Below are 12,546 nucleotides of genomic sequence, written 5' to 3' on the forward strand. Positions count from 1 at the left end.
TCGGAAGAAGCAAGAGGCTTCTCTTGTGATTTCTGGGGGAAATCAAAACGAATTCAAGATCATAGGTTCGGCGCCCGCCGAGAGCCGGATTTTGGGTTGAAATCAGGGAAATTTGTGCCAGTGGCAGACACGTCCCAGCTTACTTCTGGTGTTGCAGAACGCTATGCCTCTTCGCTTTTCGAACTGGCGCTCGAGCAGGGCGCCGTCGACAGCGTCACCGCCGATCTTGACCGTTTCCAGGCGATGCTGGATGAGAGCGCCGACCTGAAGCGCTTCGTCGCAAGCCCGGTTTTTTCAGCCGAAGATCAGCTGAAGGCGATCGTCGCCATCAGCGAGAAGGCCGGCATCAGCGGTTTCTTCGCCAATTTCCTGAAGGTCGTGGCGCGCAACCGCCGCCTGTTCGCCCTGCCGGGCATGATCAAGGCCTTCCGCATCATCGCCGCGAACCATCGCGGTGAAATCTCCGCCGAGGTCACCTCGGCACATGCGCTTTCGCAAGCGCAAGAAACCGAATTGAAGGTGGCACTCAAGAGCGTTACCGGCAAAGACGTGACGATTGCCGTCACGGTTGATCCGTCAATTCTTGGTGGTCTGATCGTGAAGGTCGGGTCCCGTCAGATTGATACGTCTCTTCGTACCAAACTCTCTACCCTTAAGCTCGCATTGAAAGAGGTTGGCTGATGGATATCCGCGCCGCGGAAATTTCCGCAATTCTCAAAGACCAGATTAAAAATTTCGGCAAAGAGGCAGAAGTCTCGGAAGTCGGCCAGGTTCTCTCCGTCGGTGACGGTATCGCTCGTGTCTATGGTCTGGACAATGTCCAGGCCGGTGAAATGGTTGAGTTCCCAGGCGGCATCCGCGGCATGGCGCTGAACCTTGAAGCCGACAATGTCGGCGTCGTCATCTTCGGTGCCGACCGCGACATCAAGGAAGGCGACACCGTCAAGCGGACCGGCGCCATCGTCGACGTTCCGGTCGGCCCAGAGCTGCTCGGCCGCGTCGTCGACGCGCTCGGCAATCCGATCGACGGCAAGGGCCCGATCAACGCGACGCGCCGTTCGCGCGTCGACATCAAGGCTCCCGGCATCATTCCGCGCAAATCGGTTCATGAGCCGATGTCGACCGGCCTCAAGGCCATCGATGCGCTGATTCCGATCGGCCGCGGCCAACGCGAGCTGGTTATCGGCGACCGCCAGACCGGCAAGACCGCGATCCTTCTCGATGCCTTCCTCAATCAGAAGGCCATTCACGACAACGGTCCGGAAGGTGAAAAGCTTTACTGCGTCTACGTCGCCGTCGGCCAGAAGCGCTCGACCGTCGCTCAGTTCGTCAAGGTGCTCGAAGAGCGCGGCGCACTGAAATATTCGATCATCGTCGCCGCCACTGCTTCCGATCCGGCGCCGTTGCAGTACCTGGCTCCGTTTGCCGGCTGCGCCATGGGCGAATATTTCCGCGATAACGGAATGCATGCGCTCATCGGTTACGACGACCTGTCCAAGCAGGCGGTGTCCTACCGCCAGATGTCGTTGTTGCTGCGCCGCCCGCCGGGCCGCGAAGCCTATCCGGGCGATGTTTTCTACCTGCACTCGCGCCTGCTCGAGCGTGCTGCGAAGATGAACGACGACCAGGGCGCCGGTTCGCTGACCGCTCTGCCGGTCATCGAAACGCAGGGCAACGACGTGTCGGCCTTCATTCCGACCAATGTGATCTCGATCACTGACGGCCAGATCTTCCTTGAAACCGACCTGTTCTACCAGGGTGTCCGTCCGGCCGTGAACGTCGGCCTGTCGGTTTCCCGCGTCGGCTCGGCGGCGCAGATCAAGGCGATGAAGCAGGTCGCCGGCTCGATCAAGGGCGAACTTGCCCAGTATCGCGAAATGGCCGCCTTCGCCCAGTTCGGTTCGGACCTCGACGCTGCGACGCAGCGCCTGCTGAACCGCGGCGCACGCCTGACCGAACTCCTGAAGCAGCCGCAGTTCTCGCCGCTGAAGACGGAAGAACAGGTCGCCGTGATCTTTGCAGGCGTCAACGGCTATCTCGACAAGCTGCCGGTCGCTTCGGTTGGCAAGTTCGAGCAGGGCTTCCTCTCGTACCTGCGTTCGGAAGGCTCTGCCATCCTCGACGCGATCCGCACGGAAAAGGTAGTCAGCGATGATACCAGGGGCAAGCTCACCGCTGCTCTCGATAGCTTCGCAAAGTCTTTCTCGTAATCGGGCCCTAAGTTAGGACAGATAACGGATGCCTTCACTTAAGGATCTGAAAAACCGGATTGCCTCCGTCAAGGCGACGCAGAAGATCACCAAGGCGATGAAAATGGTCGCCGCGGCGAAGCTTCGGCGTGCGCAGGAGGCGGCTGAGGCCGCCCGGCCCTATTCGGAGCGCATGGGTGCGGTTCTGGCGAACATTGCCAAGGCCGTCACCGATGCCGATGGCGCACCGGCGCTGATGACAGGCACCGGCCAGGACCAGGTTCATCTGCTGGTGGTGTGCACGGCAGAACGTGGTCTCTGCGGCGGCTTCAACTCGCAGATTGCGCGCTTCGCGCGCGAACATGTGCGCAGGCTGGTTGCCGAGGGCAAGACGGTGAAAATCTTCACTGTCGGCAAGAAGGGTTACGACATCCTTCGCCGCGAATACGCGTCGCTGATCATCGAGCGCAAGGAGTTGCGCGAGGTCAAGCGCATCGGCTTCGAGAATGCCGATCAGATCGGCAAACGCATCATCGATATGTATGCTGCCGGCGAGTTCGACGTCTGCACGCTGTTTTATTCCGAGTTCAAGTCGGTGATCAGCCAGATTCCGACGACGCAGCAGCTCATCCCTGCTTCGACGGGGGCTGTGCAGACCGAGGATGCCGCCCATGCGGGCGCCGTCTATGAATATGAGCCGGATCCGGCTTCGATCCTCGAAGATCTGATCCCGCGCAACATCTCCGTCCAGGTCTTCCGCGCGCTCCTCGAGAACGTCGCAGGCGAGATGGGCGCCAAGATGAGCGCTATGGACAACGCAACGCGTAATGCCGGTGAGATGATCAACAAGTTGACGCTGAGCTACAACCGCCAGCGTCAGGCGCAGATCACCAAGGAACTCATTGAAATCATTTCGGGCGCGGAAGCGCTCTGAGGCTAGGAAAAGAGGGTCAGAAAATGGCTGAGGCAGCTACCCCCAAGATCGGCTCTGTCGGCAGAGTCACCCAGGTTATCGGCGCCGTCGTCGACGTTGCTTTCGAAGGCGAACTGCCGAAGATCCTGAACGCGCTGGAAACCACCAACAACGGCATCCGCCTGGTTCTCGAAGTTGCGCAGCACCTTGGCGAAAACATCGTCCGTACTATCGCGATGGACTCGACAGACGGTCTCGTGCGCGGCCAGGAAGTCGGCGACACCGGCGCTCCGATCATGGTTCCGGTCGGTAACGAGACGCTTGGCCGCATCATGAACGTCATCGGCGAGCCGGTCGACGAAGCAGGTCCGCTGGTCACTGCCCACAAGCGCGCCATCCACCAGGATGCGCCAACCTATGTCGAGCAGTCGACGGAGGGGCAGATCCTCGTCACCGGCATCAAGGTCGTCGATCTTCTCGCTCCTTATGCACGTGGTGGCAAGATCGGCCTCTTTGGTGGCGCCGGCGTCGGCAAGACCGTTCTGATCATGGAACTGATCAACAACGTCGCCAAGGCGCATGGTGGTTATTCGGTTTTTGCGGGCGTCGGTGAACGCACCCGCGAAGGCAACGACCTCTACTATGAAATGATCGAATCGAACGTCAACAAGCATGGCGGCGGCGAAGGCTCGAAGGCGGCACTTGTTTACGGTCAGATGAACGAACCGCCGGGCGCCCGCGCCCGCGTCGCCCTGACCGGCCTGACGGTCGCCGAGCACTTCCGCGACCAGGGCCAGGACGTTCTGTTCTTCGTCGACAACATCTTCCGCTTCACGCAGGCAGGTTCCGAAGTGTCGGCTTTGCTGGGCCGCATCCCGTCGGCCGTCGGTTATCAGCCGACGCTGGCAACTGACATGGGCCAGATGCAGGAGCGCATCACCACGACGACGACTGGCTCGATCACCTCGGTCCAGGCCATTTACGTTCCGGCCGACGACTTGACCGACCCGGCGCCGGCAACTTCGTTCGCCCACCTTGACGCAACGACGGTTCTGTCGCGCTCGATCGCTGAAAAGGGTATCTACCCGGCCGTCGATCCGCTCGACTCCACGTCGCGCATGCTCGATCCGCTGGTCGTCGGTGAAGAACATTACGACGTCGCCCGCAAGGTCCAGTCGACGCTGCAGCGCTACAAGGCCCTGCAGGACATCATCGCCATCCTTGGCATGGACGAACTGTCCGAAGAGGACAAGATTGCTGTCGCCCGCGCCCGCAAGATCGAGCGTTTCCTGTCGCAGCCGTTCTTCGTCGCCGAAGTCTTCACAGGTTCGCCGGGTAAGCTGGTTGCTCTGGAAGACACGATCAAGGGCTTCAAGGGCCTCGTCAACGGCGAATACGATCACCTGCCGGAAGCTGCCTTCTACATGGTCGGCTCGATGGAAGAAGCGGTCGAAAAGGCCAAGAAGCTCGCAGCTGCTTAATGAGCGACGCGCTGGGCGAGATATTCTGCTGCGACTTCCTGAAGGGGGTCGTGGCGGATCTTCCGGAACCAGCCGCGCCGACCGTCTATCGCGCCGATAACGGCGTGCTGATGATGGTGGTGGGTCTGGTTCGAAGCGAGGAAGGGCTCGGTTATCTCGACCAAGCGATAATGCACTGCCCGTTCTGCGGGACTAAATTGCAAGATGCGAAAGCCATAGCCGAGAAGGTAAGTCACTGATGGCTGACAATTTCAACTTTGAGCTCGTTTCGCCGGAGCGCCTGCTGCTGTCGGAGATGGTGACCGAGGTCGTTATCCCTGCGACTGAAGGCGAGATGACGGTCATGGCAAACCATGCACCGACGATGACGACGATCAAGCCGGGCGTCGTGAGCGTACGTTCGGCCTCCGGCAAGAAGCAGAATTACGTCGTGTTCGGCGGTTTTGCCGATATCCTGCCGACTGGCTGTACATTGCTTGCCGAATCCGCGGTTCCGGTCGAGGAACTCCAGAAGGACGAGCTGACGCGCCGCATCGAGGCTGCCCGCGAGGAACTCGAACATGCCGAACTGCATGAGCACAAGTCGAAGCTCGAGCACTTCATCATGGAAATGACGCATCTGCGCGGTGTCGTTGAACAGGATTGACTACAATCGGTAAGATCCATGAAAAGCGGCCGCGACGGCCGCTTTTTTGTTTCTGCCGTCATCTGTCGGTGTGCGGAAAAACCGGGCTGTCGGCCGAGCTGAAATGAAGACGCGCAGCGCTGTAGGACCGCCTACTGCTGGCGGTGATGCGGGAACATTCTCAGAAGCCCGTGCCGCCGCGCAGCTCGATGGCGACTGTCCGGAGCAGTATCTTCAGGTCGAGCAGCAGGCTGAAATTCCTGACATAATAGATATCGCAGGCAATGCGGGCGCGGGCTTCCAGCGGTCGCGTCGTCGGGCCCCGCCAACCGCGTGTCTGCGCAAGACCGGTGATGCCGGGGCGCATGATGTGGCGCTGATGGTAGTCCGGCACCAGTTCCTCGTAGAGCTTGCCGGCTGCCCGCATGTTGATGGCGTGGCAGCGCGGGCCGACCAGCGACATCTCACCCCTGAGGACGTTGAAAAGCTGCGGCAGCTCGTCGATATTGGTCTTGCGGAGCACCGCGCCGATGCCGGTCACCCGGCTGTCGCCCTTGACCGTCTGTTGAACCCCGCTCGGATCACAAGCTTCGGCGCGCATCGACCGGAACTTGAAAACCGTGATCTTGCGGCCGTTCATCCCCCAGCGGATCTGGCGAAAAAACACCGGACCGCCATCGTCGAATTTGATGAAAAGCGCGATTGCCAGAAAAAGCGGCGCCAGCACCATGAGGGCGCTGACGGAGGCGACGATGTCGATCAACCGCTTCACACCCAGCCGCACCGCCATTTTTCTTTCGACAGGGGAAAAGCTATCCGGCTGGCGAATGTTGGAGTTCGCTATAACCAGGATCTTGGTTTTGTCCTGACGCTGAGACGGATCGAAGCGTGAATTCGTCTTCGAAGTAAAAGCATTCATTACGCAAGGTCCAGAAGTTTAGATGCGGTACTGAACAACAGTGAGACAGATACAGGGTCACGTATCGTTTGTCATCGGTATAAATAAAAATTTGATAACCCTAAAGACGCCAAAAATGGGAGTATTTCGCGTTAACCTTAATGCCTGTAGTTGCGATTGCGGGAAATTTATACTTTGAAAGGAGTAGCCCGAATGGGTTGACCCGATGTCAGCCGGTTTCCGAAATCGATCGCCGGCTTTTCCAGCAGGAAGTAGCTGAGGCTCGCGACCAGAAGGATGAGCGCCGCCGCCAGCCCGCAAGATTGCAGCCAGCCGATAACGACATTCTCCGAGGAGACGCCAAACGAGCCTGAGTCGAGCCTCTGGATCAATATCAGGATGATCTCCTGCCAGATATAGATGCCGAAGGAGATCTTTGCGATGTAGCGGACGGGAGCGTTGTCGAGCAGCCTGCCCAGGTGTTGCGAGTGGCTGAGCGAAACGAGCGCCGTTGCGACCGCCAGCGGAAAGAGCGGAAAACCGTAGGGGATTTCGAGCCAGCCGTAAGCTTCGGCGGAGCCGCCGGGCGATATCACGAGGCGGTAGCCGGCAACGGCGAGGGCCAGGAGCGATGCAACATCGAACCAGGAGGAGCGCCTTGTTGGCAGCATGACCTCGATGCCCGCGGCAAGCGCGCCGAGCGCGAAGACGGCAAAGAAGCCGATCGGATTATATCTCGGCATCCATTCCTTCGCCCCGCCCTGCAGGCCGTACTGCCAGCCGCGTCCGATGTCGTCGAGCGGAAGCAAGATCAGGATCAGCACATGGGCGAGAAGTACGGTGGTGATGACGCAAAGCCAGGCGAAGCGGGCAAGCAACGGGCGCTGCCTCAGGACGGGCAAACGAAACAGCAGGAGGAAGCAGACCGGCAGGAGCACATAGCTGGTGACCTCGAAGGGAATAGACCAGAGCGGGCCGTCGGCTTCGACAGGAAACAAGGTGCGCCAATGCCACTGGCTCATGAACAGCAGCCCGGAGACGTAGCGGAGCACAAGCTCCGGCGTCAGCGGCAAGGCAAGCAGCGTCAGGCTGAGGGCGAAGCCGATGGTGGCGGCGAACCAGAAGCCCGGAGCGATGCGCGCCGCCCTGCGGATCGCGTAATGCCGGAGGCTCGGCATGGCGCTTCCGGCGTCGAGCGCGCGCCAGAAGGGATGGGCAAGAAGAAAGCCGCTGAGCACGAAGAAGATGGCGACGCCGAAATTGCCGAAGCGGAGGATATGTGCAGTCGGTGCCAACTCGTCGGGAATTCTGCGCATATCCAGCCGCAGCGTGAGGTGGTGGGCGAGCACCAGCAGACAGGCCGTCGCGCGCAGAAAGTCCGCTCCGGCCAGTCTCTCCTGTTGTCGCATCTTGTTCCCGCCCTGCCCAGAGCATGATGCCGAAAAGTGTGAGTGGTTTTCGGATGACATCATGCTCCGGGTCTCGGACTCTGCAGCGGAAAGCCGCGACGGGCAAGGCCGGGGCGGGCTCAGGCGAGGAGTTCATTGGTATAATAGGTGGAAAAATCCGGCTTCTCTTTGAGTGCGGCGCCATTGGCATCGACCAGAATGCCGTTTTCGACCAGGAAGCCGCCGATGGCGTCGGCCTTTGCCGAGTCGATCGTACCGATCACACCGGCCTCGGATTTTAGGAAGTGCCCCTCGATCAATGCCTTCTGAGAAGCCTTTATCAGTTCCGTATTCATCAGCGCGCCGTTGCTTCCAGCGATCAGCAGGTCGCAGGCTTCGTCGGGATGGTCGACCGAATAGGCATAACCCTTTCGTGTCGCCTGGATGAAGGCGCGGGCGTGCTCCCGACTTGCGGAGAGATAGGCGTCGCTGGAGACGATGACCGTCGTCTGCTCGTCGGGAATGCCATAATCGGAATAGTGGAAGCGGCCGATCTTCCGATTTTCCAGTTCGGCGGCGATGCCTTCCCAGGTGTAGATCTCCAGCGTGAAATCGATCGAGCCATTGTCCAGCGCCTCGTAAGCGGAGGTGCCGAGGGTGACGGTCTTGACGTCGCCTTTGCCGCCGTCATTGCGGATCATCGCGGAAATCAGCGCGCTCTCCCAGGTGCCGCCAAAGCCACCATAGGTCTTGCCGTCGAGGTCTTTCGGGCTCTTGATGTCGTCGCGTCCGCCCTTGAAGATCAGGCGTGCGGTTTCCGTCTGGACGACGCCGTAGACCATCTTCACGTCACCGCCGCCAGCGCGTTGCGTGAGGGTTTCGATCTCGCTGCTGATGCCGAAATCGGCAACGCCGTTGGACACCAGCGTTCCGGCGCTGGTATCGGTGAAGGGAAGAATTTCGACATCGAGGCCGGCATCGGCATAGAAGCCCTTCGCCTTGGCGACATAGATGCCGATATGGTTGGTGTTGGGTGTCCAGTCGAGCGCCATGCGGACCTTTGCGGGCGCCGATTGGGCGAAGGCGGTGCGGCCGGCGAGGCTTGCCGCGATGGCGGCGAAGATCGTCTGGCGACGGGTGAGAAGCAGCATGGTGACCTCCTCAGGTCTCTAGAGCATGATGCCGAAAAGTGTGAGCGGTTTTCGGACGACATCATGCTCTAACTCTTTAAATTAGAACAGGATTCAGATTTTAGGCCGACCGGCCCAAAATCATCCTGTTCCAGCGGATGAAGCAGGGTTTGCAGGATTTCGGTTTCGATCGCCTGGGCCGCCGGAGAGCCGAGATCGGCAATGCTTCTCGGACGGGGCAGGGGAACGCGGAATTCGCGGATGATACGCGCCGGACGGGCCGAAAGTACGTAGATCCGGTCGGAGAGGAACACGGCCTCGCGAACGTCGTGGGTGATCAGCAGCGCCGTCCAGCGATGTTCGGTCCACATGCCCTGCAGCCATTCCTGCATCTGCATGCGTGTCAGCGCGTCCAGCGCGCCGAAAGGCTCGTCGAGCAGCAGCATGTCCTGGGTCTGGACGACGGTGCGCAGCAGCGCGGCGCGCTGGCGCATGCCGCCGGACAGTTCGGAGGGGTAGCGATGCTCGAAGCCGGCGAGGCCGAAGCGCTCGAACAGAGGCGCGATGGCGGCGCGGGCCGCGCGGCGGCTCATACCGTGCACCTCAAGGCCGAGTGCCGCATTGTCGATGATCCGGCGCCAAGGCATCAGCGCATCGCGCTGCGGCATGAACGCAAAGGAATGCGGCGCCTGTTCCAGCGGCGTGCCGTTGAAGAGCATAGTGCCGGAATCGGGCCGAAGCGCCTGTGTCAGCAATCGAAGGACCGTCGATTTTCCGGAGCCGGATGGGCCTACGATCGAAACGAACTCGCCGCTCTCGACAGCGAGCGAAATATCGTCCAGCACCTTCATGCCGTCGAAGGACTTCGAGATATTGCTGAGTTCAACCATTCTATCGCTCATCGCCGCCGCTCCCCGGCTGGTTGCCAGGGCATGACGAGGCGCTGGATGATCAGCGTCGCTGCGAAGAGGCAGAGTGTCAGCACGGCGCTGACGATAACGGCGGCGAGCACGAGATCGGGGCGAAAATTGTTCTTGGCATTGAGGATATAGATGCCGAGGCCGCGGGCGGCGCCGGCATATTCGGCAAAGATCGCGCCGACCACGGCATAAGTGATCGAGATCCGCAGACCGGCGAAGAAATAGGGCAGCGAGGAGGGGAGCCGTGCCAGGCAGAAAACGCGCCAGCGGCTCGCCTTCATCGAATTCAGCAATTCGGCGATGTCACGGTCGGTCGATTCATAACCCTGCAGCAAGGCGACGAGCAGTGGGAAGAAGGTGACGAGCGCCACCAGCAGGATCTTCGGCAACAGGCCGAAGCCGAACCAGAGGACGACGAGGGGCGCGATCGCCACCAGCGGCAGGGTCTGGCTGGTGATGAAGATCGGCAGCAATGCCCGGCGCATGAAGGGCATGAAATCCATGAGGATCGAGGCGGCGAAGGCGAAGCCAAGCGACAGGGCGAAACCTCCGAGTGTCGCGCCGAGCGTCGGCCAGGTATTGGCGATCAGCGCCTCGCGGTTCAGCCAGCCCTGGATGACGATGCGCGAGGGCGCCGGCAGGATGGATGGTTTGATGCCGGAAAGATCGACATAGAGTTCCCACGCCGCCAAAAAAACGCAACCGGCAAGCAAGGCGGGTATGCCCCGGTAGAGAGCGGCGCTGAGCGCGGCAAGGCGCGAATCCGATGGGTTTGACAGTGTCATCAGCGTTCGATTTCAAGCTTTCGTCGGGAGCAAATTCAAGGTGCTATAGCGTCCTTTGCGCGTCCGAAAAGACGCGCGGCGCTGTATTGGCCGACACCGTGATGTCGAGGGTCACATGCCCTTCGGGGTCGCCGAAGCGAAAGAAGGCCTCGCGAATGGTGGCGAAGACCGCGCTGGCATCGCCGGAAAGCCTGGTGCAGAAATTTTTGGCGCGGTCGAAAGTGCCGGAGCGCTTCAGGAAGTCGATGCAGCCATAGATCTCGTCCATATGGGTACCGGTGCCCATGACGTAGAGCGAGAATTGCGCAGCGGTCGGCTGTCCGCTCTCCGTGGTGATGTCAACGGCGGCAAGTGCGGCTCTTATGCGCTCGGCAAGCGGCTCCGCCTGACCGGGGGAAGGGTTGACGCCGCAGATGGCGTCGTCGGGCTCGCCGGGGCAGCCGCGTGAAACGGCGGCGGACAGCACGCAATGTTCGCCGGTCCTTGCGGCGGCGACGAAAAGATCGTGCATGGCGGCGAAGAGGATGTCAGGCGGGCCGACCAGCAGTGTGGAGATGTCATCGGTCTCGATGCGCAGCCGGTCGCGATAGGGATCGAGCGCCTTGACGGCATCGAGAATGATGCCGACGAAATTGCCGGACATCGGATAGAGTGACACTTGTGCGCCTGAGAACATCTGAACCTCGCTCCGCTGGCATTACCCAGATCAGCTTTGAAGGGTCCAGAGGCTTGCGCCTCACATCTCAGCCCCGGCGATACGGAGCTCCCCTGTTATTTGCGCGGAAACTATCACCGGGGTTTTCTCCCCGCAACAGCAAAATTGCGAACCCGTCCGCGCGGTCGGAACGAAGCCGAGGTGACGGAAAACACCCGGACGGAGGTCCTGCCCGGGTGTTCCCAATGGTTCCGTACCTGCCGGGAACGGAACCGGAGCTTCCTGCCTCAGGCGGCTGGCGCATAACCCCGAAAATCGGAATCGATTTTCGGAAAGGATCATGCGCAGATTCAAAGTGATAGAGCGCCCTTAGCGCGTCTGAAAAGACACGCGGCGCTCTATTCCGGCATAAGGACGATCGCTACGGGCAGTGACGAGTGCCCGCGTCCACCATTCCAGCCTCGCCATCATCCGATCGAGCAAACGCAGTGCATCGGCGGGATTGTCGAGCCGCCCGTCCGTGTCGAAGCGGTTCCAAGGTGCGGCAAAGCTCACCGAATCGCGGATCGTGACGGCGTGGAGTTCGGCAAAGACGAGCCGCAGCTGTTCGACGGCGCGCAGGCCGCCGGATATGCCGCCATAGGAAACGAAGGCGACCGGCTTGCCCTGCCAGGGCTCGAAGAAGAAATCGATGATCGACTTCAACGAGGCGGTGAAGCTGTGGTTGTATTCCGGCGTGACGATGATGAAGGCGTCGGCCATGCCAAGTCGTCCGGCGAGCCTGTCGATTTCGGGGTGCGTCATGTCACGGTTGGCCGGCAGCGCGAAATCCAATGGGTCGATGATGTCGATATAAAATTGCGGGAAGCGGAGGAGTTCCTGCGTCAGCCATTTGACCAGCCGGTCGCAGATGCGGCCCTCTCTCGTGCTCCCATAGATGACAGCCAGCCTGGTGGGTGTTTGCATGCGTCGCTCCTTGTTGCGATTGGACTTTACGATTGCGGGAGCAAGGGTTATAAAACCTCAACTAATATTGAGGTCAAGAGGCGATGGATACAATTTCTGCAGCGCCGCTCGGCAAGCTCCTGACGGTCGGCGAAGTGGCGGAGCGCAGCGGCTTGGCCGTCTCGGCGCTGCATTTCTACGAGACCAAGGGGCTGATCTCGAGCATCCGCTCCCGCGGCAATCAGCGGCGCTATGGGCGCGACGTGCTTCGCCGGCTCGGCATCATCAAGGTGGCGCAGCGTGTCGGCATTCCGCTTTCGGAAATCCAGGCGGCGTTCACGTCCCTGCCGCAGGGGCGCACGCCGACCGTCGCCGACTGGCAGACGCTGTCGGCGCGTTGGAAGGATGATCTCGACGCGCGAATCAGGCGGCTTAGCCTGCTGCGCGACCGTCTGACCGGCTGCATCGGCTGCGGCTGCCTGTCGATCGAAAGCTGTCCGTTGCGCAATCCCTGCGACCGGCTGGGCAAGGAAGGGCCAGGCGCGCGGCTTCTGGAGGCCGAAAGCTAACCCTCTTCCGCCGGAAGCCTTGCCGGAAAGATGGATGCGCGCCTTTCT

The 12,546-nt window shown here is 60.7% G+C and carries 14 protein-coding genes and 1 riboswitch; of the genes, 7 read left to right on the top strand and 7 right to left on the bottom strand.

Features of this window, described 5'->3' with window-relative positions:
* The first annotated feature begins 114 nt into the window (after positions 1 to 114).
* From ACS4RR_RS04000 to ACS4RR_RS04025, 6 genes are read left to right on the top strand one after another with little or no spacing between them, the layout of a single operon-like run.
* Complete coding sequence (locus tag ACS4RR_RS04000; protein WP_017966273.1) at positions 115 to 681, top strand: F0F1 ATP synthase subunit delta; 567 nt, start codon at positions 115 to 117, stop codon at positions 679 to 681.
* Positions 681 to 2,210 (top strand): F0F1 ATP synthase subunit alpha, encoded by a 1,530-nt coding sequence (gene atpA, locus ACS4RR_RS04005; protein ID WP_018482655.1) that lies wholly within the window; start codon positions 681 to 683, stop codon positions 2,208 to 2,210. The genes ACS4RR_RS04000 and atpA overlap by 1 nt, the downstream gene beginning before the upstream one ends.
* A 28-nt stretch (positions 2,211 to 2,238) precedes the next feature.
* Complete coding sequence (locus tag ACS4RR_RS04010; RefSeq protein ID WP_260109609.1) at positions 2,239 to 3,123, top strand: F0F1 ATP synthase subunit gamma; 885 nt, start codon at positions 2,239 to 2,241, stop codon at positions 3,121 to 3,123.
* A 23-nt stretch (positions 3,124 to 3,146) separates the two neighbouring features.
* A complete protein-coding gene (gene atpD / locus ACS4RR_RS04015) occupies positions 3,147 to 4,583 on the top strand; it encodes a F0F1 ATP synthase subunit beta (protein ID WP_222384463.1) in 1,437 nt (478 codons plus the stop codon).
* Positions 4,583 to 4,822, top strand: a complete 240-nt coding sequence (locus ACS4RR_RS04020) for a hypothetical protein (protein ID WP_260109608.1) — start codon at positions 4,583 to 4,585, stop codon at positions 4,820 to 4,822. The genes atpD and ACS4RR_RS04020 overlap by 1 nt, the downstream gene beginning before the upstream one ends.
* Positions 4,822 to 5,229 (top strand): F0F1 ATP synthase subunit epsilon, encoded by a 408-nt coding sequence (locus tag ACS4RR_RS04025; RefSeq protein ID WP_168347700.1) that lies wholly within the window; start codon positions 4,822 to 4,824, stop codon positions 5,227 to 5,229. Before ACS4RR_RS04020 ends, ACS4RR_RS04025 begins: the two co-directional genes overlap by 1 nt.
* A gap of 160 nt (positions 5,230 to 5,389) precedes the next feature.
* Here ACS4RR_RS04025 and ACS4RR_RS04030 read toward each other — a convergent pair whose 3' ends face one another.
* From ACS4RR_RS04030 to ACS4RR_RS04060, 7 genes are all read right to left on the bottom strand, one after another.
* On the bottom strand, positions 5,390 to 6,127 hold the full coding sequence (locus ACS4RR_RS04030; protein ID WP_222384465.1) for a sugar transferase: 738 nt from the start codon (positions 6,125 to 6,127) through the stop codon (positions 5,390 to 5,392).
* 167 nt (positions 6,128 to 6,294) lie between these two features.
* Positions 6,295 to 7,515 (bottom strand): acyltransferase family protein, encoded by a 1,221-nt coding sequence (locus ACS4RR_RS04035; protein ID WP_260109607.1) that lies wholly within the window; start codon positions 7,513 to 7,515, stop codon positions 6,295 to 6,297.
* 119 nt (positions 7,516 to 7,634) lie between these two features.
* Positions 7,635 to 8,645: an ABC transporter substrate-binding protein gene (locus ACS4RR_RS04040; RefSeq protein ID WP_260109606.1), complete on the bottom strand. Its 1,011-nt coding sequence runs from the start codon at positions 8,643 to 8,645 to the stop codon at positions 7,635 to 7,637.
* Positions 8,646 to 8,713: 68 nt separating this feature from the next.
* Positions 8,714 to 9,526: an ABC transporter ATP-binding protein gene (locus ACS4RR_RS04045; RefSeq protein ID WP_260109605.1), complete on the bottom strand. Its 813-nt coding sequence runs from the start codon at positions 9,524 to 9,526 to the stop codon at positions 8,714 to 8,716.
* Positions 9,523 to 10,329, bottom strand: a complete 807-nt coding sequence (locus ACS4RR_RS04050) for an ABC transporter permease (protein WP_260109604.1) — start codon at positions 10,327 to 10,329, stop codon at positions 9,523 to 9,525. Before ACS4RR_RS04050 ends, ACS4RR_RS04045 begins: the two co-directional genes overlap by 4 nt.
* Before the next feature lie 43 nt (positions 10,330 to 10,372).
* The gene (locus ACS4RR_RS04055) at positions 10,373 to 11,005 is read right to left on the bottom strand and encodes a YkoF family thiamine/hydroxymethylpyrimidine-binding protein (RefSeq protein ID WP_162116843.1); all 633 of its coding nucleotides are present in this window, start codon (positions 11,003 to 11,005) and stop codon (positions 10,373 to 10,375) included.
* A riboswitch (TPP riboswitch) is annotated at positions 10,996 to 11,109 on the bottom strand. (Overlaps the previous gene by 10 nt.)
* Positions 11,110 to 11,353: 244 nt before the next feature.
* Positions 11,354 to 11,950 (bottom strand): NADPH-dependent FMN reductase, encoded by a 597-nt coding sequence (locus tag ACS4RR_RS04060; RefSeq protein WP_260109603.1) that lies wholly within the window; start codon positions 11,948 to 11,950, stop codon positions 11,354 to 11,356.
* An 83-nt stretch (positions 11,951 to 12,033) separates the two neighbouring features.
* On the opposite strand from ACS4RR_RS04060, the gene soxR reads away from it, so the two are divergent.
* Positions 12,034 to 12,498 carry a redox-sensitive transcriptional activator SoxR gene (gene soxR, locus ACS4RR_RS04065; RefSeq protein WP_260109602.1) on the top strand — a complete coding sequence of 155 codons (465 nt, stop codon included), beginning with the start codon at positions 12,034 to 12,036 and terminating at the stop codon, positions 12,496 to 12,498.
* The last annotated feature ends 48 nt before the right edge of the window (positions 12,499 to 12,546 follow it).

The sequence above is a fragment of the Rhizobium zaerense genome (assembly GCF_051810725.1).
Classification (GTDB): Bacteria; Pseudomonadota; Alphaproteobacteria; order Rhizobiales; family Rhizobiaceae; genus Rhizobium; species Rhizobium leguminosarum_I.

Excerpts from the sequence above, each read along its gene's own strand:
- atpD (WP_222384463.1), top strand. The coding sequence starts at position 3,147 with ATGGCTGAGGCAGCTACCCCCAAGATCGGCTCTGTCGGCAGAGTCACC.
- ACS4RR_RS04010 (WP_260109609.1), top strand. The coding sequence starts at position 2,239 with ATGCCTTCACTTAAGGATCTGAAAAACCGGATTGCCTCCGTCAAGGCG.
- ACS4RR_RS04030 (WP_222384465.1), bottom strand. The coding sequence starts at position 6,127 with ATGAATGCTTTTACTTCGAAGACGAATTCACGCTTCGATCCGTCTCAG.
- ACS4RR_RS04060 (WP_260109603.1), bottom strand. The coding sequence starts at position 11,950 with ATGCAAACACCCACCAGGCTGGCTGTCATCTATGGGAGCACGAGAGAG.
- ACS4RR_RS04055 (WP_162116843.1), bottom strand. The coding sequence starts at position 11,005 with ATGTTCTCAGGCGCACAAGTGTCACTCTATCCGATGTCCGGCAATTTC.
- ACS4RR_RS04040 (WP_260109606.1), bottom strand. The coding sequence starts at position 8,645 with ATGCTGCTTCTCACCCGTCGCCAGACGATCTTCGCCGCCATCGCGGCA.
- ACS4RR_RS04035 (WP_260109607.1), bottom strand. The coding sequence starts at position 7,515 with ATGCGACAACAGGAGAGACTGGCCGGAGCGGACTTTCTGCGCGCGACG.
- soxR (WP_260109602.1), top strand. The coding sequence starts at position 12,034 with ATGGATACAATTTCTGCAGCGCCGCTCGGCAAGCTCCTGACGGTCGGC.
- atpA (WP_018482655.1), top strand. The coding sequence starts at position 681 with ATGGATATCCGCGCCGCGGAAATTTCCGCAATTCTCAAAGACCAGATT.
- ACS4RR_RS04050 (WP_260109604.1), bottom strand. The coding sequence starts at position 10,329 with ATGACACTGTCAAACCCATCGGATTCGCGCCTTGCCGCGCTCAGCGCC.
- ACS4RR_RS04025 (WP_168347700.1), top strand. The coding sequence starts at position 4,822 with ATGGCTGACAATTTCAACTTTGAGCTCGTTTCGCCGGAGCGCCTGCTG.
- ACS4RR_RS04045 (WP_260109605.1), bottom strand. The coding sequence starts at position 9,526 with ATGAGCGATAGAATGGTTGAACTCAGCAATATCTCGAAGTCCTTCGAC.
- ACS4RR_RS04020 (WP_260109608.1), top strand. The coding sequence starts at position 4,583 with ATGAGCGACGCGCTGGGCGAGATATTCTGCTGCGACTTCCTGAAGGGG.